At 62.2% G+C, this 24,750-nt stretch carries 22 protein-coding genes; 6 read left to right on the top strand and 16 right to left on the bottom strand.

Annotated elements, in window-relative coordinates; all coding sequences use genetic code 11:
• Nucleotides 1–26: 26 nt before the first annotated feature.
• The 3 genes from creC to P3C29_RS04180 are packed head-to-tail and all read right to left on the bottom strand — an operon-like array spanning nucleotide 27 to nucleotide 2,644.
• Nucleotides 27–1,466 (bottom strand): two-component system sensor histidine kinase CreC, encoded by a 1,440-nt coding sequence (creC, locus tag P3C29_RS04190; RefSeq protein ID WP_010167471.1) that lies wholly within the window; start codon nucleotides 1,464–1,466, stop codon nucleotides 27–29.
• Nucleotides 1,466–2,134 (bottom strand): two-component system response regulator CreB, encoded by a 669-nt coding sequence (gene creB, locus P3C29_RS04185; protein ID WP_010167473.1) that lies wholly within the window; start codon nucleotides 2,132–2,134, stop codon nucleotides 1,466–1,468. Before creB ends, creC begins: the two co-directional genes overlap by 1 nt.
• A 9-nt stretch (nucleotides 2,135–2,143) precedes the next feature.
• Nucleotides 2,144–2,644, bottom strand: coding sequence for an ATP-dependent zinc protease (locus P3C29_RS04180; protein ID WP_003209205.1), 501 nt, complete (start codon nucleotides 2,642–2,644; stop codon nucleotides 2,144–2,146).
• A 173-nt stretch (nucleotides 2,645–2,817) separates the two neighbouring features.
• Between P3C29_RS04180 and P3C29_RS04175 the strand changes: the two genes are divergently transcribed.
• Nucleotides 2,818–3,705: an acyltransferase gene (locus P3C29_RS04175; protein ID WP_275963951.1), complete on the top strand. Its 888-nt coding sequence runs from the start codon at nucleotides 2,818–2,820 to the stop codon at nucleotides 3,703–3,705.
• On the opposite strand, the gene P3C29_RS04170 is transcribed toward P3C29_RS04175, so the two are convergent.
• On the bottom strand, nucleotides 3,702–4,271 hold the full coding sequence (locus P3C29_RS04170; RefSeq protein WP_010167480.1) for a DUF2780 domain-containing protein: 570 nt from the start codon (nucleotides 4,269–4,271) through the stop codon (nucleotides 3,702–3,704). The genes P3C29_RS04175 and P3C29_RS04170 overlap by 4 nt on opposite strands.
• 144 nt (nucleotides 4,272–4,415) lie before the next feature.
• Here P3C29_RS04170 and P3C29_RS04165 point away from each other — a divergent pair, with 144 nt between their 5' ends.
• Together P3C29_RS04165 and P3C29_RS04160 are read left to right on the top strand one after the other, a co-directional pair.
• Nucleotides 4,416–5,060 (top strand): sigma-70 family RNA polymerase sigma factor, encoded by a 645-nt coding sequence (locus P3C29_RS04165; protein WP_201125545.1) that lies wholly within the window; start codon nucleotides 4,416–4,418, stop codon nucleotides 5,058–5,060.
• Nucleotides 5,057–5,734, top strand: a complete 678-nt coding sequence (locus tag P3C29_RS04160; RefSeq protein ID WP_275963950.1) for an anti-sigma factor — start codon at nucleotides 5,057–5,059, stop codon at nucleotides 5,732–5,734. Before P3C29_RS04165 ends, P3C29_RS04160 begins: the two co-directional genes overlap by 4 nt.
• A 50-nt stretch (nucleotides 5,735–5,784) precedes the next feature.
• Here P3C29_RS04160 and fdhA read toward each other — a convergent pair whose 3' ends face one another.
• The 8 genes from fdhA to P3C29_RS04120 form a co-directional block, all read right to left on the bottom strand.
• Nucleotides 5,785–6,984, bottom strand: coding sequence for a formaldehyde dehydrogenase, glutathione-independent (gene fdhA, locus P3C29_RS04155; protein ID WP_010167488.1), 1,200 nt, complete (start codon nucleotides 6,982–6,984; stop codon nucleotides 5,785–5,787).
• Between the two features lie 185 nt (nucleotides 6,985–7,169).
• Complete coding sequence (gene purU / locus P3C29_RS04150) at nucleotides 7,170–8,027, bottom strand: formyltetrahydrofolate deformylase (protein ID WP_003209192.1); 858 nt, start codon at nucleotides 8,025–8,027, stop codon at nucleotides 7,170–7,172.
• Nucleotides 8,028–8,149: 122 nt separating this feature from the next.
• A complete protein-coding gene (soxG, locus tag P3C29_RS04145) occupies nucleotides 8,150–8,782 on the bottom strand; it encodes a sarcosine oxidase subunit gamma family protein (protein ID WP_275963949.1) in 633 nt (210 codons plus the stop codon).
• A 140-nt stretch (nucleotides 8,783–8,922) separates the two neighbouring features.
• Nucleotides 8,923–11,940: a sarcosine oxidase subunit alpha gene (locus P3C29_RS04140; protein ID WP_275963948.1), complete on the bottom strand. Its 3,018-nt coding sequence runs from the start codon at nucleotides 11,938–11,940 to the stop codon at nucleotides 8,923–8,925.
• Entirely contained in the window at nucleotides 11,937–12,239 is a 303-nt protein-coding gene (locus P3C29_RS04135; RefSeq protein WP_010167494.1) for a sarcosine oxidase subunit delta, read from the bottom strand. The genes P3C29_RS04140 and P3C29_RS04135 overlap by 4 nt, the downstream gene beginning before the upstream one ends.
• Nucleotides 12,240–12,254: 15 nt before the next feature.
• Complete coding sequence (locus P3C29_RS04130; protein WP_003209185.1) at nucleotides 12,255–13,505, bottom strand: sarcosine oxidase subunit beta; 1,251 nt, start codon at nucleotides 13,503–13,505, stop codon at nucleotides 12,255–12,257.
• A 22-nt stretch (nucleotides 13,506–13,527) separates the two neighbouring features.
• Nucleotides 13,528–14,781, bottom strand: a complete 1,254-nt coding sequence (locus tag P3C29_RS04125) for a serine hydroxymethyltransferase (RefSeq protein ID WP_010167495.1) — start codon at nucleotides 14,779–14,781, stop codon at nucleotides 13,528–13,530.
• Between the two features lie 256 nt (nucleotides 14,782–15,037).
• Complete coding sequence (locus P3C29_RS04120; RefSeq protein ID WP_275963947.1) at nucleotides 15,038–15,766, bottom strand: TraX family protein; 729 nt, start codon at nucleotides 15,764–15,766, stop codon at nucleotides 15,038–15,040.
• A gap of 90 nt (nucleotides 15,767–15,856) precedes the next feature.
• Here P3C29_RS04120 and P3C29_RS04115 point away from each other — a divergent pair, with 90 nt between their 5' ends.
• Together P3C29_RS04115 and P3C29_RS04110 are read left to right on the top strand one after the other, a co-directional pair.
• Nucleotides 15,857–16,897, top strand: coding sequence for a low specificity L-threonine aldolase (locus P3C29_RS04115; protein WP_010167499.1), 1,041 nt, complete (start codon nucleotides 15,857–15,859; stop codon nucleotides 16,895–16,897).
• 194 nt (nucleotides 16,898–17,091) lie between these two features.
• On the top strand, nucleotides 17,092–17,292 hold the full coding sequence (locus P3C29_RS04110; RefSeq protein ID WP_201125551.1) for a hypothetical protein: 201 nt from the start codon (nucleotides 17,092–17,094) through the stop codon (nucleotides 17,290–17,292).
• Between the two features lie 47 nt (nucleotides 17,293–17,339).
• Here the strand turns inward: P3C29_RS04110 and gbcB are convergent, their stop codons facing one another.
• The gene (gene gbcB / locus P3C29_RS04105; protein ID WP_010167504.1) at nucleotides 17,340–18,440 is read right to left on the bottom strand and encodes a glycine-betaine demethylase subunit GbcB; all 1,101 of its coding nucleotides are present in this window, start codon (nucleotides 18,438–18,440) and stop codon (nucleotides 17,340–17,342) included.
• A gap of 283 nt (nucleotides 18,441–18,723) precedes the next feature.
• Here gbcB and gbcA point away from each other — a divergent pair, with 283 nt between their 5' ends.
• Nucleotides 18,724–20,019, top strand: coding sequence for a glycine-betaine demethylase subunit GbcA (gene gbcA / locus P3C29_RS04100; protein WP_003216945.1), 1,296 nt, complete (start codon nucleotides 18,724–18,726; stop codon nucleotides 20,017–20,019).
• A 767-nt stretch (nucleotides 20,020–20,786) separates the two neighbouring features.
• Here gbcA and P3C29_RS04095 read toward each other — a convergent pair.
• From P3C29_RS04095 to dgcB, 3 genes are read right to left on the bottom strand one after another with little or no spacing between them, the layout of a single operon-like run.
• Entirely contained in the window at nucleotides 20,787–21,557 is a 771-nt protein-coding gene (locus P3C29_RS04095) for an electron transfer flavoprotein subunit beta (RefSeq protein WP_275963946.1), read from the bottom strand.
• Between the two features lie 10 nt (nucleotides 21,558–21,567).
• Complete coding sequence (locus P3C29_RS04090; protein WP_275963945.1) at nucleotides 21,568–22,788, bottom strand: electron transfer flavoprotein subunit alpha/FixB family protein; 1,221 nt, start codon at nucleotides 22,786–22,788, stop codon at nucleotides 21,568–21,570.
• On the bottom strand, nucleotides 22,785–24,728 hold the full coding sequence (dgcB, locus tag P3C29_RS04085) for a dimethylglycine demethylation protein DgcB (protein ID WP_275963944.1): 1,944 nt from the start codon (nucleotides 24,726–24,728) through the stop codon (nucleotides 22,785–22,787). The genes P3C29_RS04090 and dgcB overlap by 4 nt, the downstream gene beginning before the upstream one ends.
• Nucleotides 24,729–24,750: the final 22 nt, after the last annotated feature.

Genomic DNA, 24,750 nt, shown 5'->3' with positions numbered 1-24,750 from the left:
GAGTCTGGCCGGCGCTTAAGGGGGATTTATGAAGGGAATGTGGAGACTGTGTGGAGATGCAGTTTGACCTGCACGCCGCCCGGCACGTTGCCGATCTGCAATGAGCCGCCGTGCAGTTTCATCACTTCCTCGACAAAGTTCAGCCCCAGGCCCGTGCTCTTGCGCCCGCTGGCCGGGCGCGGCAGGGAATAGAAGCGTTCGCTGAGACGCGGCAAGGCGTATTCGGGGATCGGTTCGGCCTGGTTGAACAGGGTGAATTCGATGCCGTCATTCAGGGCCCGGGCGCTGAACCGCAATGCGCCACCGGACGGGGTAAAGTCCAGGGCGTTTTCCAGCAGATTGCCCAGTGCCTGGCGCAGCAGGAACGGCTCGCCGTACACCTGCACATCCACTGCAATCGCCTGTTCGACCTGCAATCCGGCGCCTTCGATGCGCGCGCATTGCGCCTTGAGCACTTCATCCACCAGCGCCGCCAACGACATACTGGCCTGGTCTTCCAGGCCCTGGCGCTGCTCCACCTGGGCCAGGTTCAGCAGGCGCTCGATCAACTGCTGCAAGCGCGCGCTTTCACTGTCGATATTGCCCACGAAACGCTGCTGCTGGTCACGGGACATGTCGCCCTGCAACAGCTCCGCCGCGCCGCGAATCGCCGCCAGCGGGCTTTTCAATTCGTGGGTCAGGGTGTGCACATAACGCTCGACGTACGCCTTGCCTTCCAGCTGGGTGCGCATGTGTTCCACGGCGGTGGACAGTTGCTCCAGCTCACCACCGCGATAGTGCGGCAACTCGGCACGCCGGCCTTCGCTGACGGCCTGGGCATACGCCGTGAGCCGGCGCAGCGCGACACTCAACCACCACGACAACAGCGCGCCGAACAGCAGGCCCAGGCCCACCAGCCCGGCGCCGTACCACAGCAGCCGGTCTTCGGTACGATCCACATAGGGCTGCAACGAGCTGTTGGGCTTGGCCACGGTGACCACGCCGATAATCTGCCCGTTATCGCGGATCGGCGCGCCAACGTGCATCACCGATGAGGCCGGGTCGTCCAGTTCACTGCGGGTGGAACGTGCGCCGTATTCGCCGCGCAGGGTCAGGTACACGTCGTTCCATTTCGAGTAGTCCTCGCCCACGGCCTCGCCGGTGGAGTCCAGCAACACGATGCCCTTGGCGTCGGTGACGTAGATGCGGTGGTTGACCTGGTTTTTCGGCAGGCCCCAGATATTCGCGCCCGGCTGACGTTCGCCGTACGCCTTGAGCAGCTCGGGCCAGTGGCTCTGGCCGAGGGTGCCGTTCTTCACATCGTCACGCAGGATTTCCGCCAGCAGGTTGGCGGTGTCCACCAGGGTTTCTTCGGTGGACTGGCGCACGCCGGGGCGGATTTCCTTCATCACGGTGCTGAGCACAAAGTAACCGGTCAGGCCGATAAACAGCGCGTACACCAGGAAAAACCGGATCCCCAGGCGCATCAGCTGTTGCCCGGGCTGTAGCTGTAGCCCAGGCCGCGATGGGTCTGGATGGGTTCGGCGTCAGGCGCCACCGTGCGCAATTTGCTGCGAACGCTCTTGATGTGGCTGTCGATATTGCGCTCGTAGCCGGCATCCGCAGCCACGCCCACGGCGTCCAGCAGTTGTTCGCGGCTGAAGACCCGCTCGGGTTGCTCCAACAGGCTTTGCAGCAGGCGGAATTCATGGCGCGTGAGGCTCAGGGGCTGGCCGCGGTAACTGATCTGCATGCGCTCCAGGTCCACCTGGAACATCGCCGGTGCGACACCGGGGCCCACACGTTTGAGAATCGCCCGTACCCGCGCCGCCACTTCACGTGGGCTGAAGGGCTTGACCACATAGTCATCGGCGCCGATCTCCAGGCCCACCACGCGGTCGATCTCGCCGTCCCGGGCGCTGAGGAACATCACCGGCACTTCGCTGAAGCGCCGCAGCTGTTTGCAGGTTTCAAAGCCGGTGATATCCGGCAGGCCGATGTCGAGGATGATCAGGTCCGCCGGGGTTTGCCGCTGATGGGCCAGCGCCGCCTGGCCGAGGCTCAGCCAGGTGGTGGTGAAGCCCTCGCCTTGCAGGGCAAAAATCAGCGTGTCGGCGATGGCCGCTTCGTCTTCGACAATCAGGATATGCGGCATGGTGGTCCGTCAGCAGTCCGGTTTGTCCGCAGTGTAACGGCGAGCAGGGTTCACCGCAGCGCCGAATTCACGCAAGGCCTTGGCGCCGATCAGCAGCGGGTAGTTGAAGCTGCTGCGGTCGGTCAGGTTGACCTCGACGGTGCGCTTGACGTTGCCCAGGCACATTTCCAGGTCGATCACCGGGCGCTTGGCCACGGTGGCTTCGTCCTTGTCGTCATCTTCGTCGGCGCGGCTTTTGATTTTGCTGATGCGCGAGACCTTGTGCTCGTACACCTTGTTGGTGGCGTCCTTGCCGCCGAGGCGGAAGCGTACCCAGTCGTCGCCGTCACGGGTGAAGGTCTCGATGTCCCGGGCCGACAGCGAGGCAGTCAGCGCACCGGTGTCCATCTTGGCCTTGAAGGTCTCTCCGATTTCCGGCAGTTGAATGTATTCGTAGCGACCGTAAAGGGTCGGCTCAGCGGCCATGACAGGCAAGGCCACGAGAGTTAGCAGGGCAAGGATGGATTTCACGTAGGAGGTTTCCTTGAAATAAGTGGGCGAATTCTAGACCGCAAAACCGCTGCTTAGTTGGGCGCCTAAGCATACCGGGCCTTAAGTGAAACATTCATCATCACATCTGCGATTTGGCCTCTCGACACAAGCTGCTTATCATGGCAGGCCAAAAATGATACCAAGAGTTACTTATGCGCCGCCTGCTCACCGGCTGTTTCGTCATATTCCTGCTGTTGCTCAACACTCTGGTGCTGTTCGGGCCACTGATGGTGTTTGCGCTGCTCAAGCTGGTGGCCCCCGGTCGCTTTCGCGACTACGCCTCATGGGCGGTCATGTGGATCGCTGAAACCTGGGCCGAGATCGACAAGCTGATCTTCGCCCTGTGCATCCCCACCCAATGGGACATTCGCGGCGGTGGCGACCTGCGGGGCGACACCTCCTATCTGGTGATCAGCAACCACCAATCCTGGGTCGACATCCCGGCGCTGATCCAGACCCTCAACCGACGCACGCCGTTCTTCAAGTTCTTCCTGAAAAAGGAATTGATCTGGGTACCGTTCCTGGGCCTGGCCTGGTGGGCGCTGGATTACCCGTTCATGAAGCGCTACACCAAGGCGTTCCTGGCCAAACACCCCGAGCTGGCAGGCCAGGACCTGAAAATCACCCAGGAAGCCTGCGAGCTGTTCAAGCGCCAGCCGGTCACGGTGGTCAATTACCTGGAAGGCACCCGATTCACCCCAGCCAAGCGTCAACAACAGGACTCACCCTACGAGCGCCTGCTCAAACCCAAGGCGGGCGGTGTAGCGTTCGTGCTGGCGGCGATGGGCGAACAGCTGGACGCGGTGCTCGACGTCACTGTGGTTTATCCACAAGAGAACATTCCGGGTTTCTGGGACTTGATCAGCGGCGCGGTGCCGAAGGTGATCGTTGATATCCGCACCCGTGAGTTGGATCCGGCGTTGTGGCGGGGGGATTACGAGAACGACCCGGCGTTTCGCCAGACCGTCCAGAACTGGGTCAACCAGCTCTGGATGGAGAAAGATGCGCGCATCGAACAACTGCGCGCAGAGCGACCTTAGCCGCCCGTGCCCCAGGCCGAAGCCAGCTTGCCCAGTACCGATTCGCTGGCGCCCTGGCCGCCCAGGTATTTCAGGATAACCGGCGCAAACTGGCCCACCATCCCACTGTCCATGCCCAGCGCGCTGAATGCAGTGTTCAGGTCGCTGGTGTTCTTCACGTTACCCAATACGCCATCCAGGCCCGAGGTCTTGCTGCCGCCGCTCTGGCCAAGCATGCCGCTCAGGGCGCCGAGGCTGCCCAGGGAGTTGCTGCCGGAGAGCTTGTCCAGGCCCGGAACGCTCTGGGTCAACTGCGAGTAATCACCGCCGCCCAATTTATTCTTGGCCAGGCCCAGCATCGCGCCGGTGCCGCCGACGGCCTGCTCAGGGGTCACGTTCAGTTGCGAGGTCAGGGCGCCCAGCAGACCGGCGGTCTGTGAGGTCGGTGCAGCCGCTGCCGCCTTGTCGCCACCCTGTGCGCCCGAAACGGCATTGGCCACGTCGCCGAGGCTGAAACCTGCCGCAAACACCGGGCTGGCCGCCACGGTCAACAGGCAGGACAGGGCAAAACCGCGTGAAATCTTCATCAAGACAACCTCTGAAAGTAAGCGCTAAAAGCAGGGGTTTGACTGGGCAGTGCGAAGGATTGTTCCCACCTCACAGATTAGTTCAGAAAACCACTGCATCCGAACCGCCCTGCGCTGCGTATATCCACCACGAGCCGCACGGAGATGGATGGAATGAACGCCCAAGCTGGACTAACCTCAGCCTGCCCTCTTTACCGTGCGCCGTCCCGTCGCCCTGATGCAAGCGCCTGGAGAAGCCCCATTTCGACCCACGATGCCGATCAGCTACGGCAATTGCTGGCCCAGTGTTCACTGGGTAACCGCCAGGCGTTCGAAACGCTCTATCGCAGCGTTTCCCCGCGCTTGCACGGTGTTGCCCTGCGTTTCATGGGCCGCCAGGACCTGGCCGAAGATGTGCTTCAGGAGAGTTTCGTGCGCATCTGGTTCAACGCCTCGCGGTATGAGGCCCACTTGTCGGCGCCGCTGACCTGGATGATCAACATCACCCGCAACCTGGCCATCGACCAGTTGCGCAAACACCGCGAACAACCCTTGAGCGACGGCCAGCAAGACGCCATGGCCGACGAAAGCCCCAGCGCCCATGAATTGCTCGACAGCGAGCGTGAAGCCCACGCCCTGAACCGCTGCCTCGACAGCCTCGAAGGCATGCAGCGCCAATCAATCACCGTGGCTTACTTCCAGGGCTTGTCGTGCTCGGAGTTGGCCGACCAGTTGGCCGCTCCCCTGGGCTCGGTCAAATCCTGGATTCGCCGCGGCATGGAGCGTTTGCGCAGGTGCCTTGAATCATGAACTACCAAACCACCGCCCTGCGCCGCGCCCTCGCAGCGGATTACGCCATCGGGCTGATGCCCGCCACGGCGCGGCGGCGCTTTGAAGCACTGCTGCTGGACGATGCAGCCCTGCGCGTCGAACTGGGCCACTGGCAGGACGCCCTCGCCAGCCTGACCGGGCCGTTGCCCGAGCGGCCGGTGCCGGATCATGTGTGGGAAGGGATCAAGGCGCGTATTGAACCGCAAGTGCTGCATATGCCGGCGAAGAGGCCGTTCTGGATGAACCTGCGGTTGCTGGCAGCGGCGTGCGGGGTGGTGATCGCGGTGTTGGTGGGTGTGTTGTACCAGCGCGACCTTGGGGTGGAATACAACGCTACGCTGGTGGCGGCGGATCAACAGCCGGCGCTGAAGATCCAGGCGTATGCGGATCATCTGCAGGTGGAACCACTGACCCTGGCGGCTGTGGAGCCGGCCCGCGCGTTGGAGCTGTGGGCAATCCCGGCGGGCGGAAAACCGATCTCGCTGGGGTTGTTGCCGGTGTCGGGTAAAGGCCGGATTCAGTTGAGCAAGGAACACCAGGCGCTGCTGTCGGCACCGTTGACCCTGGCGGTCAGCCTTGAGCCTCGGGGCGGCTCGCCAACCGGACAACCGACGGGGCCGGTGTTGTATCAGGGCCAACTCGCGTCACTGTAACGACCAATAAAAAGGGCGACCCTCGGGTCGCCCTTTTATTTACCCGCGACTTAAGCCGCGCTGAACAACTTGTGCGGATCAATCACAAACTTCTTCGGCACACCCGCATCGAACTCGCCATAACCGCGCGGCGCGTCATCCAGGCTGATGACTTCCACGCCGACGATGTCAGCAATGTTGATGCGGTCCCACATGATCGCCTGCATCAGTTGGCGGTTGTACTTCATCACCGGGGTTTGCCCGGTGTGGAAGCTGTGGGATTTGGCCCAGCCCAGGCCGAAACGAATGCTCAGGCTGCCCATTTTTGCAGCGGCGTCCACGGCACCCGGGTCTTCGGTCACGTACAGGCCCGGGATGCCGATTTTGCCGGCCACCCGCACCACACCCATCAACGAGTTGAGCACGGTGGCTGGCGCCTCGTGCTTGACGCCGTCATGGCCATGGCCGCGCGCTTCGAAGCCTACCGCATCCACAGCGCAGTCAACCTCAGGCTCGCCCAGCAACGCGGCGATTTGCTCGTGCAGCGGGGTGTCCTTGGACAGGTCGGCGATTTCAAAACCCTGGGCCTTGGCGTGGGCCAGGCGGATCGGGTTGACGTCACCGATGATCACCACCGCAGCACCCAGCAGGCGAGCGGAGGCGGCAGCCGCCAGGCCCACCGGGCCGGCACCGGCAATGTAGACCGTGCTGCCCGGGCCAACGCCCGCCGTGACCGCACCGTGGTAGCCGGTAGGCAGAATGTCGGAGAGGCAGGTCAGGTCGCGGATTTTCTCCATGGCCTTGTCGCGGTCCGGCAGTTTCAGCAGGTTGAAGTCGGCGTAAGGCACCAGCACGTATTCGGCCTGGCCGCCGGTCCAGTCGCCCATGTCGACATAGCCGTAGGCGCCACCGGCACGGGCCGGGTTGACGGTCAGGCACACGCCGGTGTGCTGCTCTTTGCAGGAGCGGCAACGGCCGCACGCCACGTTGAACGGCACGGACACCAGGTCGCCGATTTTCAGGTTCTCGACGTCGCTGCCTTTCTCGATCACTTCGCCGGTGATTTCGTGACCCAGGACCAGGCCGGTCTGGGCGGTGGTACGACCGCGCACCATGTGTTGGTCGGAGCCGCAGATGTTGGTGGAGACCACGCGCAGGATGACGCCGTGCTCAATCTTCCTGCCACGGGGGTCCTGCATTTTGGGATAGTCGATTTTCTGTACTTCGACCTTGCCGTTGCCGAGATACACGACACCACGATTACCAGACATGCTTTCACCTCGCTGTTGTTTTTATGGAACCGCGTCGCCCAGGCAGGCAGCGCGTTAAAGTGCTCGGGTACAGATGCTGTTTTTGCGTTGTTGCTGATGGCCTCATCGCGGGCAAGCCCGGCTCCCACATTTTGATTTGTGAACACATTCAAATGTGGGAGCGGGCTTGCTCGCGAAGGCGTCAGTCAGAGCACCACCGTGCGATTGGCGTTCAAGAACACCCGCCGCTCAATGTGATACCCCACGGCCCGGGCCAGGGTCAGACCCTCAATATCCCGCCCCTTGGCGATCAAATCTTCCGGGTAGTGACTGTGGTCCACCACCTCCACGCCCTGGGCGATGATCGGGCCTTCGTCCAGGTCGTTGTTGATGTAATGCGCGGTGGCGCCCACCAGTTTCACGCCCTTGTTGTAGGCCTGGTGATAGGGCTTGGCGCCTTTAAAACCGGGCAACAGGGAGTGATGGATGTTGATGGCTTTGCCGTCGAGCTTGCGGCACAGCTCCGGCGACAGCACTTGCATGTAGCGCGCAAGGATCACCAGTTCGGCGCCCGACTCTTCGATCACCTGCCACACCTGGCGCTCCTGGGACGGTTTGTCGTTGGGGTCCAAGGGGAAGTGGTAATACGGAATCTGGTGCCAGTCGGCCAGGGGCTTGAGATCGGGGTGGTTGGAGACCACGGCGACCACGTCCATCGACAGTTGGCCGATGCGCTGGCGGTAGAGCAAATCGTTGAGGCAGTGATCGGCCTTGGAGACCATGATCACCACTTTTGGCCGGTAATTCGGCGCAGTCAGTTCGAAGATCATGCCGAACGCCTCGCCGCGAGTGGCCAGGCCGTCGCGGAAGGCTTGCTCGTCAAAACCGTCGGGCTGGCGGAATTCCACACGGATGAAGAACCGACCCGAGAGCCGATCATCGAAGGAGTGGTGTTCGGTGACGTAGCAGCCCTGCTCGAACAGATAGCGGGTCACCGCGTCCACCGTGCCGAGCACGCTGGGGCAGTCGGCGGTCAAAATCCATGTGTCGGGTACGCGGCTCATTGCGGGTAACTCCTCAAACAACTTCAGGCAACGCGCCCTCTGTAGGAGCCCGGCTTGCCGGCGATGACGATCTCACCGACGCCATCGCCGGCAAGCCGGGCTCCTACAGGGTAAGCGTCATATCAGGCTTCGACGGCCAGGCCATACTCAGCCGCCGCGTCCTGCAACCACAGCCACCAGTAATCCGAGAAGCTGCGACGGATCACCAGCTCCCAGGTGTCTTCAGCGGTATGGCGAATCACCAGTTGCGACTTGGCGAACACCGTGCCCACTGCCTTGCCCACCGGGAAGCTGTTGGGGTGCACGTCGTAGCTGGTGGATTTCATCAATACGTCGCGCACGTTCGGGCCGCTGAGTTCGAGGATCTGCTGGCCGCCGCTGACGTTGACGACCTGGATATGCAACTCACCCAGCGCCTCGCGCAAACTTTTCTCGGCGGCGAATTCTTCACCGCTCGGCACCACCAGCAACCACTCATCCGGGCCGAGCCATTGCAGGCTGGTTTCACCCTTGACGATGACTTGCAACGCGCCGGGCAACTCGATGCCCAGGGCCTTGTGCACGCCGGCGGCAAAGCCGGCGTCGTGGCCGTCGCCACGAAGGGTCAGGTGGCCCAGCAATTTCTTTTCACGCACGGTCACACCGGCGTTCTTGCGGCCCTTGCCCACCAGGCTGGCGAGGTCGGCATGGTGCAGCGACGACTCGGCCTTGGCGCCGGAGGTAGGGCGTTGTTGGTAAACATTGGCTGCTGTCATAAAGCACCTGTTTGAATTCTGTAGGTCTTGCAGTGACTGTTCCGGCCTCATCGCGGGCAAGCCCGGCTCCCACATTTTTGAATTGCGAACACCTTCAAATGTGGGAGCTGGCTTGCCTGCGATGCAGGCGACTCGGTCTGTCAGATATTTTGACGCTCGCCTTTCGGGTCAAAGAACACCGAAGACACAATCTCCGCCTCGATCACGCTGCCATCCGCCAGCGGTGCAAACACCCGCTCGCCGATGCGCTTCAAGCCGCCCTTCACCACGCCCATGGCAAACGAATAACCCAGGGAGTTGTGGGCATAACTGGAGGTGACGTGGCCGACCATCTTCATCGGGATCGTCTGCTTGGCGTCGAACACCAACTGCGCGCCCTCCGGCAGCCACACGTTCGGGTCAATCGGCTTCAATCCCACCAGTTGCTTGCGGTCTTCACGCACGCAATCTTCGCGATTCATCCCGCGCCAGCCGATCCACGAGAACGGTTTGGTGCGGCCTACACACCAGCCCATGTTCAGGTCGTCCGGGGTCATCGAGCCGTCGGTGTCCTGGCCGACGATGATGAAACCCTTCTCGGCCCGCAGCACGTGCATGGTCTCGGTGCCGTACGGGGTCAGGTTGTATTGCTTGCCGGCCTCGACGATTTTTTCGAGCACGCCCATGGCGTAGTCGGCCTGCACGTTGACTTCGTACGACAGCTCACCGGTAAACGAAATCCGGAACACCCGCGCCGGCACGCCGCCCACCAAACCTTCTTTCCAGGTCATGAACGGGAAGCCGTCCTTGTCCAGGTCGATGTCGGTGACTTCGCTCAGCAGTTTGCGGCTGTTGGGGCCGGACAGGGTCATGGTCGCCCAGTGGTCGGTGACCGAGGTGAAGTACACCTTGAGCTCCGGCCACTCGGTCTGCTGGTAGATTTCCAGCCACTGGAGTACGCGTGCCGCGCCGCCGGTGGTGGTGGTCATCAGGAAGTGGTTGTCGGCGAGGCAGGCGGTGACGCCGTCGTCGAAGACCATGCCGTCTTCCTTGCACATCAGGCCGTAGCGGGCCTTGCCCACATCGAGCTTGGTCCAGGCGTTGCTGTAGATGCGGTTGAGGAATTCGCGGGCATCCGGGCCTTGAATGTCGATCTTGCCGAGGGTGGACGCATCCAGCAGGCCGACGCTGTCGCGCACGGCCAGGCATTCGCGTTTGACCGCGGCGTGCAGGTCTTCACCGTTGCGCGGGAAGTACCACGGGCGTTTCCACTGGCCGACGTCTTCAAACTCGGCGCCGTTTTTCACGTGCCAGGCGTGCAGCGCGGTGTAGCGCACCGGCTCGAAGATGTGCCCACAGTGGCGGCCCGCTACCGCGCCGAAGGTCACCGGCGTGTAGTTGGGACGGAACATGGTGGTGCCCATCTGCGGGATGGTCACGTTCAGCGAGCGGGCCGCGATGGCCAGGCCGTTGACGTTGCCGAGCTTGCCCTGATCGGTGCCGAAGCCCAGCGCGGTGTAGCGTTTGACGTGCTCCACCGACTCGAAACCTTCGCGGGTGGCGAGTTCGATGGCGGCGGCGGTGACGTCGTTTTGCAGGTCGACAAATTGCTTCGGCGCCCGTGCAGTGGCTTTTTCGTGGGGTACCTGGAACAGCGCCAGGGTCGGCTCTTCCAGACGGCTCAAAGCTTTGGGCAGTGTGCCTTCCACCGGTGCAAAACCGGCTTCGCTGGCCGCGCGCACGCCACCTTCAAAACCGTCTGCCAGGGAGTCGCCCAGGCCGTAGACGCCGTTGATACCACCAACGCACACGCGTTTCTGCGGTGCTTCGCCCGGTACGAAACCGAGGATGTCTTCACGCCAGGTCGGCTTGCCGCCCAGGTGCGAGGCCAGGTGAACCACCGGGCTGTAGCCACCGGAGCTGGCCACCAGGTCGCACTCCAGCCATTCGCCGGGGCTGGTGACTTTGTGGGCTTTGACGTCGATGGCAGCCACGCGGGCGCCGGTGACGTGCTTGCTGCCACGGGCTTCGATCACGGCACTGCCGGTGAGGATGCGAATGCCTTTTGCACGGGCTTCTTCAACCAGCGCGCCCCGTGGGTTGTGGCGAGCATCGGCTACGGCAACAACGGTGAGGCCGGCGTCGAACCAGTCCAGCGCAACGCGGTAGGCATGATCGTTGTTGGTCGACAGCACCAGTTTCTTGCCCGGTGCCACGCCGTAGCGACGCACGTAAGTCGAGACCGCACCGGCCAGCATGTTGCCCGGCACGTCGTTGTTGCCGTACACCAGCGGACGCTCGCACGCACCGGTGGCCAACACGACACGCTTGGCGCGCACACGGTGGATACGCTGACGCACCTGGCCGATCGGCGCACGGTCACCGAGGTGATCGGTAAGGCGCTCGTGAATGGTCAGGAAGTTATGGTCGTGGTAGCCGTTGACGGTGGCACGAGGCAGCAGCACCACATCCGGCAGGGCTTTGAGTTCCGCGATCACGCTGGCAACCCATTCGGCGGCCGGCTTGCCGTCTAGGCTTTCACGGGAATCCAGCAAGGAACCGCCGAATTCTTCCTGCTCGTCCGCGATGATCACCCGCGAGCCGCTGCGAGCAGCGGCCAGGGCCGCCGACAGACCGGCAGGGCCGGCGCCCACAATCAGCACGTCGCAGTGACGGTTCATGTAGTCGTAGGTGTCCGGGTCGTTCTCGGTCGGCGAGCGGCCTAAACCTGCAGCCTTGCGGATGTACTTCTCGTACGTCATCCAGAACGATTGCGGGTACATGAAGGTTTTGTAGTAGAAACCCGGCGGCATCAGCTTGCCGCCGACCTTGCCGAGAATGCCCATCATGTCGTTGTTCACGCTCGGCCAGCCGTTGGTGCTGGTGGCGACCAAACCCTGGTACAGCGCCTGTTGCGTGGCGCGCACGTTAGGAATTTGCGTGGCTTCAGTGGCGCCAATCTGCAGCACCGCGTTCGGCTCTTCGGCACCGGCGGCGAAGATGCCGCGCGGGCGGGAATACTTGAAGCTGCGGCCGATGATGTCGACGCCGTTGGCCAGCAGTGCAGCGGCCAGGGTGTCGCCTTCAAAGCCTTTGTAGCTCTGGCCGTTGAAGCTGAAGCTGAGGACTTTGTTGCGGTCGATCCGGCCACCGTTGGACAGGCGATTGATCTGGCTCATACCTTCTCTCCAGAGGCCTTGGCGGTGAATTGTGGCTTCTCACCGATCTTGTAAGTTTCAAGAATTTCGTAGGTCACGGTGTCGCGGGTCGCGTTGAAATACTGGCGGCAACCGGCGGCGTGAATCCACAGCTCGTGGTGCAGGCCGCGCGGGTTGTCGCGGAAGAACATGTAGTCGCCCCACTGCTCGTCGGTGCAGGTATTCGGGTCCAGCGGGCGCGGGATATGCGCTTGGCCGGACGCGTGGAATTCCTCTTCGGAGCGCAGTTCGCCACAGTGAGGACAGAAGATATGCAACATAGGAAATTTCTCCTGTTAGTGGGCGACGGCCGCAGCGCCGTGTTCGTCGATCAGCGCACCGTTGTGGAAACGGTCGATGGAGAAAGGAGCGGCCAACGGGTGCATTTCACCCTTGGCGAGGCTGGCGGCAAATACGTTGCCTGAGCCTGGAGTCGCTTTAAAACCACCGGTGCCCCAACCGCAGTTGAAGAACATGTTCGGGACCGGGGTCTTGGAGATGATCGGGCAGGCATCCGGCGTGGTGTCGACGATTCCGCCCCACTGGCGGTTCATGCGCACGCGGGACAGCACCGGGAACATCTCGACGATGGCCTGGATGGTGTGTTCAATCACCGGGTAGGAGCCGCGCTGGCCGTAGCCGTTGTAGCCGTCAATGCCGGCGCCGATCACCAGGTCGCCCTTGTCGGACTGGCTGATGTAGCCGTGCACGGCGTTGGACATGATCACGCTGTCGATGATCGGCTTGATCGGCTCCGACACCAGCGCTTGCAGCGGGTGGGATTCGATCGGCAGGCGGAAGCCCGCCAGCGACGCCATGTGCCCGGAGTTACCCGCCGTGACCACACCGACGCGCTTGGCGCCGATAAAGCCCTTGTTGGTTTCGACGCCGATGCACACGCCGTTTTCCTTGCGGAAACCGATGACCTCGGTCTGCTGGATCAGGTCCACGCCCAGTGCGTCGGCGGCGCGGGCAAAGCCCCAGGCCACGGCATCGTGACGGGCCACGCCGCCGCGACGTTGCACGGTAGCGCCCATGACCGGGTAGCGAGTGTTCTTCGAGCAGTCGAGGTACGGGATCTCGTCGGCCACTTGCTTGGCATTGAGCAGTTCGCCGTCCACGCCGTTGAGGCGGTTGGCGCTGACGCGACGCTCGGAATCACGGATGTCTTGCAGGGTGTGGCACAGGTTGTAGACGCCACGCTGGGAGAACATCACGTTGTAGTTCAGGTCCTGGGACAAGCCTTCCCAGAGTTTCATCGCATGTTCGTACAGGTGCGCCGACTCGTCCCACAGGTAGTTGGAGCGCACGATGGTGGTGTTGCGCGCGGTGTTACCGCCGCCCAGCCAGCCTTTCTCGACCACGGCCACGTTGGTGATGCCATGCTCTTTGGCCAAATAGTAAGCCGTCGCCAGACCATGCCCGCCGCCGCCGACGATGACCACGTCGTAGACCTTTTTGGGGGTCGGCGTGCGCCACATCTTCTGCCAGTTTTCGTGGTGGCTGAGTGAGTGCTTGAAGAGGCCGAAGCCCGAGTAGCGTTGCATAGTCATTACTCCAAAACCGCGCTCAGCGATAAACCGGGAAATCAGCGCAAAGGGCGGCCACATGCTTGGCGACGTTGGCCTCCACATCGGCGTCGCCGAGGTTGTCGAGGATGTCGCAGATCCAGCCGGCCAACTCCAGGCATTGGGTCACTTTGAAGCCGCGTGTGGTCACCGCCGGGGTGCCGATACGCAGGCCCGAAGTCACGAACGGCGACTGCGGGTCGTTGGGCACGGCGTTCTTGTTGACGGTGATGTGGGCGCGGCCCAGGGCAGCGTCCGCGTCTTTGCCGGTGAGGCCCTGACGGATCAGGCTGACCAGGAACAGGTGGTTATCGGTGCCGCCGGACACTACATCGTAGCCGCGTTTGATAAACACGCCGGCCATGGCCTGGGCGTTGTCGATCACTTGCTGTTGATAGGCCTTGAAACCCGGTTCCTGGGCTTCCTTGAAGCACACCGCCTTGCCGGCGATCACGTGCATCAGCGGGCCGCCCTGGGCACCGGGGAATACCGCGGAGTTGAGTTTCTTTTCAATTTCTTCGTTGGCACGGGCCAGGATCAGGCCGCCACGTGGACCGCGCAGGGTCTTGTGGGTGGTGGTGGTGACCACATCGGCGTAGGGCAGCGGGTTCGGGTACAGGCCGGCGGCAACCAGGCCGGCGACGTGGGCCATGTCGACGAACAACAGCGCACCGACCTTGTCGGCAATCTGGCGGAAGCGCGGGAAATCCAGGGTCTTGGAGTAAGCGGAGAAACCGGCCACGACCATCTTCGGCTTATGCTCCACGGCCAGGCGCTCGACTTCGTCGTAGTCGATCAGGCCGGTAGCGGTGTCGATGCCGTATTGCACCGCGTTGTACAGCTTGCCCGAGGACGACACTTTGGCGCCGTGGGTCAGGTGGCCACCGTGGGCCAGGCTCATGCCGAGGATGGTGTCGCCGGCGTTCAGCAGCGCCAGGTACACCGCGCTGTTGGCGGACGAACCGGAGTGCGGCTGCACGTTGGCGTAGTCGGCGCCGAACAGTTGCTTGGCGCGCTCGATGGCCAGCGCTTCCACCTTATCGACGTGCTCGCAGCCACCGTAGTAGCGCTTGCCCGGATACCCTTCGGCGTATTTGTTGGTGAGGCCGCTGCCCTGGGCTTCCATGACGCGCTTGCTGGTGTAGTTCTCTGACGCGATCAGCTCGATATGATCTTCCTGGCGCTGCTCCTCGGCATTCATGGCCGCCAGCAGTGCATCGTCATAACCCTGGATCTGGTCTTGCTTGCTGAACATCGCGTCTCTCCCAGCATTTCGTCTTGTTGAGGCACGTGCACGCGGCAGCGCCCTTTGATGCGATGGTAGGGCTGGTGCAGATCGACCAAATGCCTACGGACGCCACGCAAAGGTGCGTTTACGACATGGCCGGAACAACACAGAACAAATGTGGGAGCGGGCTTGTGTGGGAGCTGGCTTGCCTGCGATAGCATCCCCTCGGTGCAACGGGTACACCGAGGCGTCTGCATCGCAGGCAAGCCAGCTCCCACAGGGGTTAGGCGATGATCTTGCGCACGAGTAGCAGCAGCAGGAAATGCGCCGGATAGAGCGCATACGCCCAGCGCCGCATGGCCGGTGGAGACACGTGTCTGGCCTGTCGCAACAAGACCAATCCGGCCAGTGGCGCTATCAGGCATGCGGCCAATCCCAGCATGGCCACGAGGGTGCCGCTGTTGAGCAGAATCTGCCATTGATTGGCCGCCAGGCACACCCCACCCGGTAACACGCTGAAATACCACGGACGGCGAAACACCAGCAGCATCGCCAGCGGCAGCAGCACGCCAAAGAAACCGAACATCAGCTGCGTCGAAAACAACCCCGCCACAACCAGCGCGATCAACGCCAATCCTCGATCAATAGCCGCCTTCTGCTGCCATCCCCGGGCAACCAGCAAACCCAGCGCCAGGGTCGGCAGCACGCTCAGCGTGTCGGCGTCGTCAATGAACATCCGGTACGGCACTTCACTGATCACGCTGAACAACAGCAGCCAGCCCAGATAGCGCCACTGGCCGGTAACGCGCGCATCCTTTACCCGGTGCAGATTTGCCGCAATCGCCAGGCAAAACCACGGGAACGCCAGACGCCCCGGCACATACAGTCCGTCCAGGCTCAAACCGACATAGCGCAGGTGGTCCAGCACCATACTCAGCAGTGCCAGCCACTTGAGCAGATCCAGGGCGCCATCGCGGACGCGGCTTACAGGAGGGCTTTCAGAACCGTGCATAATTCCCCACTGACTTTGCATTAACAGTGCGTGCGCCCGCCCGACAATCTTCGGTAAAGTGCGCACCAACATCGACCACAGGACTGGGCCATGACCGACAAGAGCCAACAATTCGCCAGCGACAACTATTCCGGCATCTGCCCGGAAGCCTGGGCCGCCATGGAACTCGCCAACCAGGGCCATCAACGTGCCTATGGCGATGATGAATGGACCCACCGCGCCGCCGACGGTTTCCGCAAACTGTTCGAAACCGACTGCGAAGTGTTCTTCGCCTTCAACGGCACCGCCGCCAACTCCCTGGCCCTGTCTTCACTGTGCCAGAGCTACCATAGCGTGATTTGCTCGGAAACTGCCCACGTCGAAACCGACGAATGCGGCGCGCCGGAGTTTTTCTCCAATGGCTCCAAGCTGCTCACCGCGCGCACCGAAAACGGCAAGCTGACCCCGGAGTCGATCCGCGAGATCGCCCTCAAGCGCCAGGACATCCACTACCCGAAACCGCGCGTGGTCACCCTGACCCAGGCCACCGAAGTCGGCAGCGTGTACACCCCGGAAGAAATCCGCGCCATCAGCGTCACCTGCAAGGAACTGGGGCTGAACCTGCACATGGACGGCGCACGCTTCTCCAACGCCTGCGCATTCCTCGGCTGCTCGCCTGCCGACCTGACCTGGAAAGCCGGGGTCGACGTGCTGTGCTTTGGCGGCACCAAGAACGGCATGGCCGTGGGCGAGGCGATCCTGTTCTTCAACCACAAGCTGGCCGAAGACTTCGACTACCGCTGCAAACAGGCCGGGCAGCTTGCATCAAAGATGCGCTTCCTGTCCGCACCGTGGGTAGGCCTGCTGGAAAACGACGCGTGGCTCAAGCACGCCCGTCACGCCAACCACTGCGCGCAATTGCTCAGCAGTTTGGTGGCGGACATTCCGGGGGTTGAGTTGATGTTCCCGGTGCAGGCCAACGGTGTGTTCCTGCAACTCTCGGAACCGGCCATTGCCGCGCTGACGGCCAAGGGCTGGCGGTTCTACACCTTCATCGGCAAAGGCGGCGCGCGCTTCATGTGTGCGTGGGACACCGAGGAAGAGCGCGTCAGAGAACTGGCCGCTGATATTCGGGAAGTGATGAGCGCCTGAAGTAGGAATAAAGCCAACAGATACTGGCGGAATGCCGAGACTGTTTTTTGATATTTCTGACAGCAACCCACCCCACTTTCATTGACTAGCCTCTTGGAACCCGGAAGGAAACGGCAGATACATCTGCCACCTTTCGGGAACACCCGCCTGCCGAACCATCGGCCGGAAACGGAAATCCAGCAGAGGGCAACACCATGGAAGTGAATCGCTACGACAACAAACTGCAAGGCGACGGCACGGTACAGACCACAGTCATCGACTGGGACGAGTTCAGAAAAACCGTGAAAGTCGGTGACACCATCAGCGAACAGACGCGGACACTGAGGGTCACTGATAAAGTCTATGAATTGACAGCATCAGGCCAGCATTTCGTCATCCATATCTACGCCCAATAACCTCTAACCGATCGTTCCCACGCTCTGCGTGGGAACGATCGCCGGAGTTAAAACTCGATACGCACATCCCCCTTCGGCACGCTGCAGCACGACAGGATGTAACCCTCGGCTTCATCTTCCTCGGTGATCCCGCCGTTGTGGTCCATCTCGACCTCCCCGCCCAGCTTCATCACCTTGCAGGTGCCGCAGATCCCCATGCCGCAGGCTTTCGGAATAAGCAGGCCAAGCTTGGCCGCCGCTGCGTGGACGGTCTCGCCCGGTGCCACGCGGATGCTTTTGCCCGATGCAATGAATTCCACCTGGTGCAGATCCGCCAGGTCAATTTCCGGTGCATCCGCCGCTTGTTCGGCTTGTTCCACCGCATCCGCACGGGCTTCCGGTGGCGTGGCGCCGAAGGATTCCTCGTGATACCGCGCCATGTCGAAACCGGAGGCTTCCAGCAGGCGTTTCACCGCGTTCATGTACGGCGTGGGGCCGCAGCAGAAGACTTCCCGCTCAAGGAAGTCCGGCACCATCAGTTCGAGCATCTTGTGGTTCAGGTAGCCGCGATAACCGGCCCATGGCTCGCCAAGGCCATGCTTCTCGCAAATCAGGTGCAGGCTGAAGTTATCGATCCGCGACGCCATGTGCTCCAGCTCGCGGTGGTAAATGATGTCTTTCGGCGAGCGGGCGCTGTGGATAAACGTCATGTCGACGTTGGCGTTGGTGTCGTAGAACCAGCGCGCCATGGACATCACCGGGGTGATACCGACACCGCCGCTGAGGTACAGCACTTTCGGGCTCGGGAAGTCGATGGCGTTGAACAGGCCCACCGGCCCGTGCACCGCCAGTTCCTGGCCTTCGTGCAGCGTGTCATGCAGCCAGTTGGACACCCTGCCGCCCGGCACGCGCTTGATCGTCACCGAGAAGCTGTAAGGCACCGAGGGCGAGCTGGAAATGGTGTAGGAACGCATGATCGGCTGGCCTTCGATTTCCAGCTCCAGGGTGACGAACTGCCCGGGCTTGAAAAAGAACAGGATCGGCTGGTCGGCCATGAAGCAGAAAGTGCGCACGTCCCAGGTTTCCTGGATGACTTTGACGCAACGGACGATGTGCCGACCATTGGCCCAGGTCTGGGTAGTTACCGGATTCAGGAAGCTGTTGGACATGCTGTTCTCCACTGCCGTAGTTCGGCTTTATGGTGGCGATTCTGCGTAACGCGAGAACCACCCATTTACCTATCTGCGACATTCACATACTTATCGCGACCAGCCCCCATACCACGGGGGTTGCGCGTCGGGAACAGAGTGGGCCATGTCGCTCATGGATAAGGTTCTGGCCTTTGCCGGGCCCACACTCGCTCCCAACAAAGACGCTTTCTTTACACCTTGCTGCAAAACCTGATCAGCCACTATTCGCCGGCCACACAGAATGGCCATGAGGACACACACGATGGACGTCACCGCAACCTTAAGCTTGGGCGATCCGCTGGAACCCGCACGCAAGGCCACCGCGCAAATGCTGCAAGAACGCGAGCGCACCTTTTCGCTGCCGCAGCCGTTTTACTCTGATGAGCGGCTGTTCGATATCGACATGCAGGAAATTTTCCAGAAAGAGTGGTTGATCGCCGGCATGACCTGCGAGATCCCCGCCAAGGGGAACTACATCACCCTGCAAGTGGGCAAGAACCCGATCATCGTGATCCGCGGCGCCGATGGCGTGGTGCATGCGTTCCATAACGTGTGCCGCCATCGCGGTTCGCGCTTGTGCACCAGCGACAAGGGCAAGGTCGCCAAGCTGGTCTGCCATTACCACCAGTGGACGTACGAGCTGGACGGCCGCCTGCTGTTCGCCGGCACCGAGATGGGCGCCGACTTCGACATGAAGCAGTACGGCTTGAAGCCTGTGAACGTGAAGACCGCCGGTGGCTATATCTTCATCAGCCTGTCGGAGAACCCACCGGCCATCGACGACTTCCTGTCGACCCTGAGCCACTACATGGAACCCTACGACATGGAAAACACCAAGGTGGCGATCCAGACCACCTTGTTCGAAAAAGCCAACTGGAAGCTGGTGCTGGAAAACAACCGCGAGTGCTACCACTGCAACGCATCGCACCCGGAACTGTTGAAAACCCTGCTGGAATGGGACGACGTCACCGACCCACGGGCCGACCAGGCCTTCAAGGACCACGTGGCCGCCTCCGCCGCCGCGTGGGACGCCGAGAAGATCCCTTACGCCCACGCCAGTTTCGGCCTGCGTAACCGCATCGTGCGCATGCCGCTGCTCAAGGGCACCGTGTCGATGACTCTTGACGGCAAGCAAGGCTGCAACAAGCTGATGGGCCGCATCAAGAACCCGGACCTGGGCTCGATGCGCATCCTGCACCTGCCACACTCGTGGAACCACTGCATGGGCGACCACATCATCGTGTTCACCGTGTGGCCGATCAGCGCCCAGGAAACCATGGTCACCACCAAGTGGATCGTGCATAAGGACGCCGTGGAAGGCGTGGACTACGACGTCGAGCGCATGCGCAAAGTGTGGGACGCCACCAATGACCAGGACCGGCGCCTGGCCGAAGAAAACCAGCGCGGCATCAACTCCACGGCGTACCAGCCGGGGCCGTATTCCAAGACCTATGAGTTTGGCGTGGTCAACTTTGTGGATTGGTACAGCGAGCGGATGCTGAGCAACCTGGGGGCGGCACCGGCACCATATCTGAAAGGCGTTGCCGTACATGAGTAACCAGATGACACGCTGCTGATCAAAATGTGGGAGCCGGGCTTGCCCGCGATAGCGATTTAACATTCAACCCTTCTGTTGGCTGTTACTCCGTCATCGCGGGCAAGCCCGGCTCCCACAATAATTTATGGCTGTACATAATTCATCCAACACCCTGACAGACCAATGGCGCCCTGGCTTCCAGCCATTGCCCAACAACTTATCCACAAAGCCACCCACAGCAATTGTGGGCAACTGCACTTTCCTGTCGAAATAAAATCAAGAAAATCCGTGACTTATTCAAAGAGACGGGTTTTATCCCGCATTGATCGTTTTTTGATCTAAAGCCTGAAACCCCCGTTCCGTATGGGCTACAGAGGAACGCAAACACCTTATCCACAGAAGCGCCAACAGACTTTGGGGGCAACTTTGGCCTGCCTGTGGAAAACCACCTGTGACTGAGTGAAATCGCGGCCTCGAGACGGAAAACCCGCCGAAAAGCCGATATTGATCATATTTTGATCAGACCACTGAAAGCCACGCTTTACATGGCCTACAGCGGATAGCGAACATCTTATCCACAGAAGCACCAACAGACTTTGGGGGCAAGTGTGCGCCGGGCATTTTCCTTATCCACAGAAAAACCCAAGGAAAAACCGTCAGTTAGGTTGGCTATTTTTCGTACAACGGGCTGGAGGGCTTGATTTGCATGGGGTGTGGACAGCCGCGAACAGGTTATCCACAGGCGGGTTAACAGGGATTGTGGGTAAAGCCACAATCCCTGGATAAGGTCAGCGAACGACGCCTTCTTCTATGAGCAACTTGAGAATGGCCTGGGCACCGTCTTGCGGACTGACACCCTTGAGCACCTGCCCGCCACCGCCGCTGGCCTTGGCCGTGGCCGCTTTCATACGGTCGGCACCACTCTTGGCCTTGATCACCTTGAGGCGCTTGGGCCGTGGTCTGGCCGGCTGCAACACAGCGCCTGTGAATAACTCATCCTCCAACACCTCGACGTCATGGGCTTCCAGCACGCCGCGCTGAGCCGGCCCGTAGGCGCTTTGCCGGGGCTTGGGCGCCGCGTTATCCACCGTGGCCAGGAACGGCAAGCGCACCTTCAAGCGCCGCCGCTGGCCACGTGGCAGCGCCTGGAGTACATGGGCCACGCCGCCGTCGATGGATTCCACCTGGGCCAGGCCGACAATCAGCGGCCAGCCCAACTGTTCGGCCAGCAGGAACGGCAACATCCCCGAGCCCTCGCCGGTTTCCGCCTGGCTGCCGGTGAGTACCACGTGGGCGCCCGCGTCCCGCAGATAGTCACTGAGCGCCGGCAAGGCATCCGTCCCGGCCGGTTGTTCAAGCACATGCAACTGCGGCAAACCCATGCCCAGGTAAGCACGCAGGGTCGGTTCGGCGATGTCGCCGGCGTGCAGCACTTGCAGGTTATCCCCAGCCAGTTGCAGGCCCAGTTCCACCGCACGGGCATCTTGCTCGGCACGGCGAGGCCGGCCGGAAGTCGGGTGGGCGCCGATGGACACCAGGCTGATTACGTTCGTCGTCATGGCCATTTCCTTAAGCCGCATCGCGCTTGGCGCCATTGCGGTAGGCCTCGACCGCAACGATCAAGGCTTGCAGAATCGCGGCGCTTTCGCCGATCACCGACAGGTCGGCACGCTTGATCATGTCGCAGCCCGGGTCGAGGTTGATCGCCACCACCTTGTCGCAGGCACCAATGCCTTGCAGGTGCTGGATCGCCCCGGAAATCCCCACCGCCACATAGACCCGTGCGGTGACCCAGGTGCCGCTGGCACCGACCTGCCGATCACGCGCCATAAAGCCATCGTCCACCGCCACCCGCGAGGCGCCTTCTGTTGCGCCCAACGCGGCGGCAGTCTGGTGGAACAGTGCCCAGTCCTTGACCCCGTTGCCGCCGGAGAAAATAAACTCCGCTTCGGCCATGGGAATCGCCGCCGGGTCCACGGCCACCGCGCCCAAATCTTCGATGCGCGGCAAGCTGCGCGCCAGGCTTGTGGATAACTCCACCGCCAGCGCTTCATGACGGGTTTCACTGACGGGCTCCGCGCACTCCGCCGCGGCCAGGATCATTCGTGGCAGTGGCCGGGCCAAATCCTGCTGGCCAGCACCTGCGCGGCCAATACATTCCTGGCCCTTGATCTGCCAGACCCGCGTGGCCGGGCGTTCCTTGAGGCTGGCGGCAAAGCGCCGACCCAATTCGCCGCCACCGCTGCGGCTGTCCGGCAGCAGCCAGTGGCGCGGGTTGAACTGGTTATCCACAGCCCGCAGGCCATGCACCCGTTGCTCCGGTGAATAACCGTCGAACTCGTGGCCGTCCAGCACCAACAGCCGATCCACACCGGCAGTGGCAAAGGCGTTTTCCTTGTGCTCGCCGAATACCACGGCCAGCACGGCACCGTCGTTGCCGGCCAACTGCCGGGCCAGGCCCAGCAGGTCGCGGTCGTGGCTGCTCAGGCGGCCGCCGACCATGTCCGGCACCACGTTGATGTAGAACGCCGGCGCTGCCACCTGATGCAACGGCAACTGCACTTCCACTGCAGCAGAACGCTTGGCCGCGCCACCCTGCTGGGCGCCGCTGCGGTCGATACGCTTGATGCCGTTGGGGCCGATAAAACCGACACCATGCACATTTTTGCGGATGACACCGTTCGGTCCCATCCAGCTCTGTTGCACCGGCTGCATCGCCGCGTGCAGCGGGTGCAGGCGGTTGCGGGCGATCCATTCGGCCCGTGGGTCGCGGCGGATAATGTCGCTCATATATGCACCTGCGCAGGTTCGCGTTTCGGGGTCTTGGCCGGGGCTGCGTCTTCGAGCAAGGCGTCGGCCACCAACTCGGCGATGTCCTTGATCAGCGGACGCGGCTCGACCACACCTTCAAGCATCGCCGTGCACTGTGGGCAACCCACGGCCACCAGTTCGGCGCCGGTCTCGCGGATGTCTTCCATGCGCATGTCGGGAATCCGTTGCTTGCCGGGAATGTCGGTGATCGGCGCCCCGCCACCGCCGCCGCAGCAGCGCGAGCGGAAGCCGGAACGTTGCATCTCCCTGACCTCGATCCCCAGCGCCCGCAGCACGTGGCGCGGCGCTTCGTATTCGCCGTTGTAGCGGCCCAGGTAGCACGGGTCGTGATAGGTCACACTGCTGCCTTTGTGCTGGCCCAGGTTCAGGGCGCCGGCGTCGATCAGCTCGGCCATGTAGGTGCTGTGGTGCTGCACGAAGTAGTTGCCGTCGAAGGCGCCGTACTCGTTTTTCAGCACGTGGAAACTGTGGGGGTCGCAGGTGACGATGCGCTTGAAGCTGTACTTGGCCAGGGTCTGGATATTGCGGGCGGCCAGCAGCTGGAAGGTGGCTTCGTCACCCAGGCGCCGGGCCACGTCGCCGCTGTCGCGCTCTTCAAGGCCCAGCACCGCAAAGTCGACCTTGGCCGCCTTCAGCACTTTGACGAACGAGCGCAGGGTACGCTGGTTACGCATGTCGAAGGCGCCGTCGCCGACCCAGAACACTACGTCGACGGTTTTCCTGTCGCTGAGCAATGGCAGGTTCAAGTCCGCCGCCCAGTTCATCCGCCCACCCGGCGCAAAACCACCCGGGTTGTCGGTGGCGATCAGGTTTTCCAGGACTTCGGCACCCTTGTTCGGGGTGGCGCCTTTTTCCAGGGTGAGGTAGCGGCGCATGTCGACGATGGCGTCCACATGCTCGATCATCATCGGGCACTCTTCCACGCAAGCGCGGCAAGTGGTGCACGACCACAGGGTTTCGGCGTCCACCAGGCCGTTGACGATCGGCTGGTGCGGGTTACCGGCATGTTCGCCAATGGCTTTGCCCGGATAGGGGCTGCCGGCGAACTTGGCATCGGTGCCACCGGCCAGGCCGACGACCATGTCCTGAATCAGTTTTTTCGGGTTCAGCGGCTGGCCGGCAGCGAACGCCGGGCACGCGGCTTCGCACTTGCCGCACTGCACGCAGGCGTCGAAGCCGAGCAGTTGGTTCCAGGTGAAATCCACCGGCTTTTCCACGCCGAGGGGCGCGGTTTTATCGGCGAGGTTCAGGGGTTTCAAACCGGTGGAACGGCCACCACCGAAGCGTTCGGCGCGGCGGTGCCAGGCCAGGTGCAAGGCACCCGCGAAGGCATGCTTCATCGGGCCGCCCCAGGTCATGCCGAAGAACATTTCGGACACGCCCCACAGCACGCCCAGGCTGAGCAAGGCGGCGAGCAGCCAGCCGCCGAAGTCGGCAGGCAGAATCCCGGCCACCGGCAAGGTCACCAGGAAGAAGCTCACCGAGAACGCCATCAGGCTTTTCGGCAGGCGCATCCACGGGCCTTTCGACAGGCGCGCAGGCGGGTTGCGACGACGCAGGTAGACGAAGGTGGCGCCGACAAACATCAATACCGAGGCCAGCAGCAAGGCGTAGCCGAGGATGCGGTTATGCAGGCCGAAACCGTGCACCAGGATCGCCAGCAGCGCCGAGAGCACAAAGCCCAGGGCGGTGGCGACGTGGGTGTTGGCGATGTACTTGTCGCGGGCCACCACGTGGTGCAAGTCGACCATGTAGCGTTTGGGCATGGCCAAAAGGCCGCCGAGCAAGTCGACCTTGGAGGACCGGCCGCGGCGCCACATGTTCACCCGGCGCAGGGCGCCGAGGACCGCAAGGCCCAAGGCAGCAAAGAGCAGGATGGGAAGAAGGGTGTTCAACATGGTGAAGCTCCCGAAGACCACA

This window comes from Pseudomonas sp. 1912-s (assembly GCF_029269205.1).
Lineage (GTDB): Bacteria > Pseudomonadota > Gammaproteobacteria > Pseudomonadales > Pseudomonadaceae > Aquipseudomonas.
The sequence above is the reverse complement of the archived record's forward strand: the minus strand, read 5'-3'. Positions and strand labels throughout refer to the sequence as shown.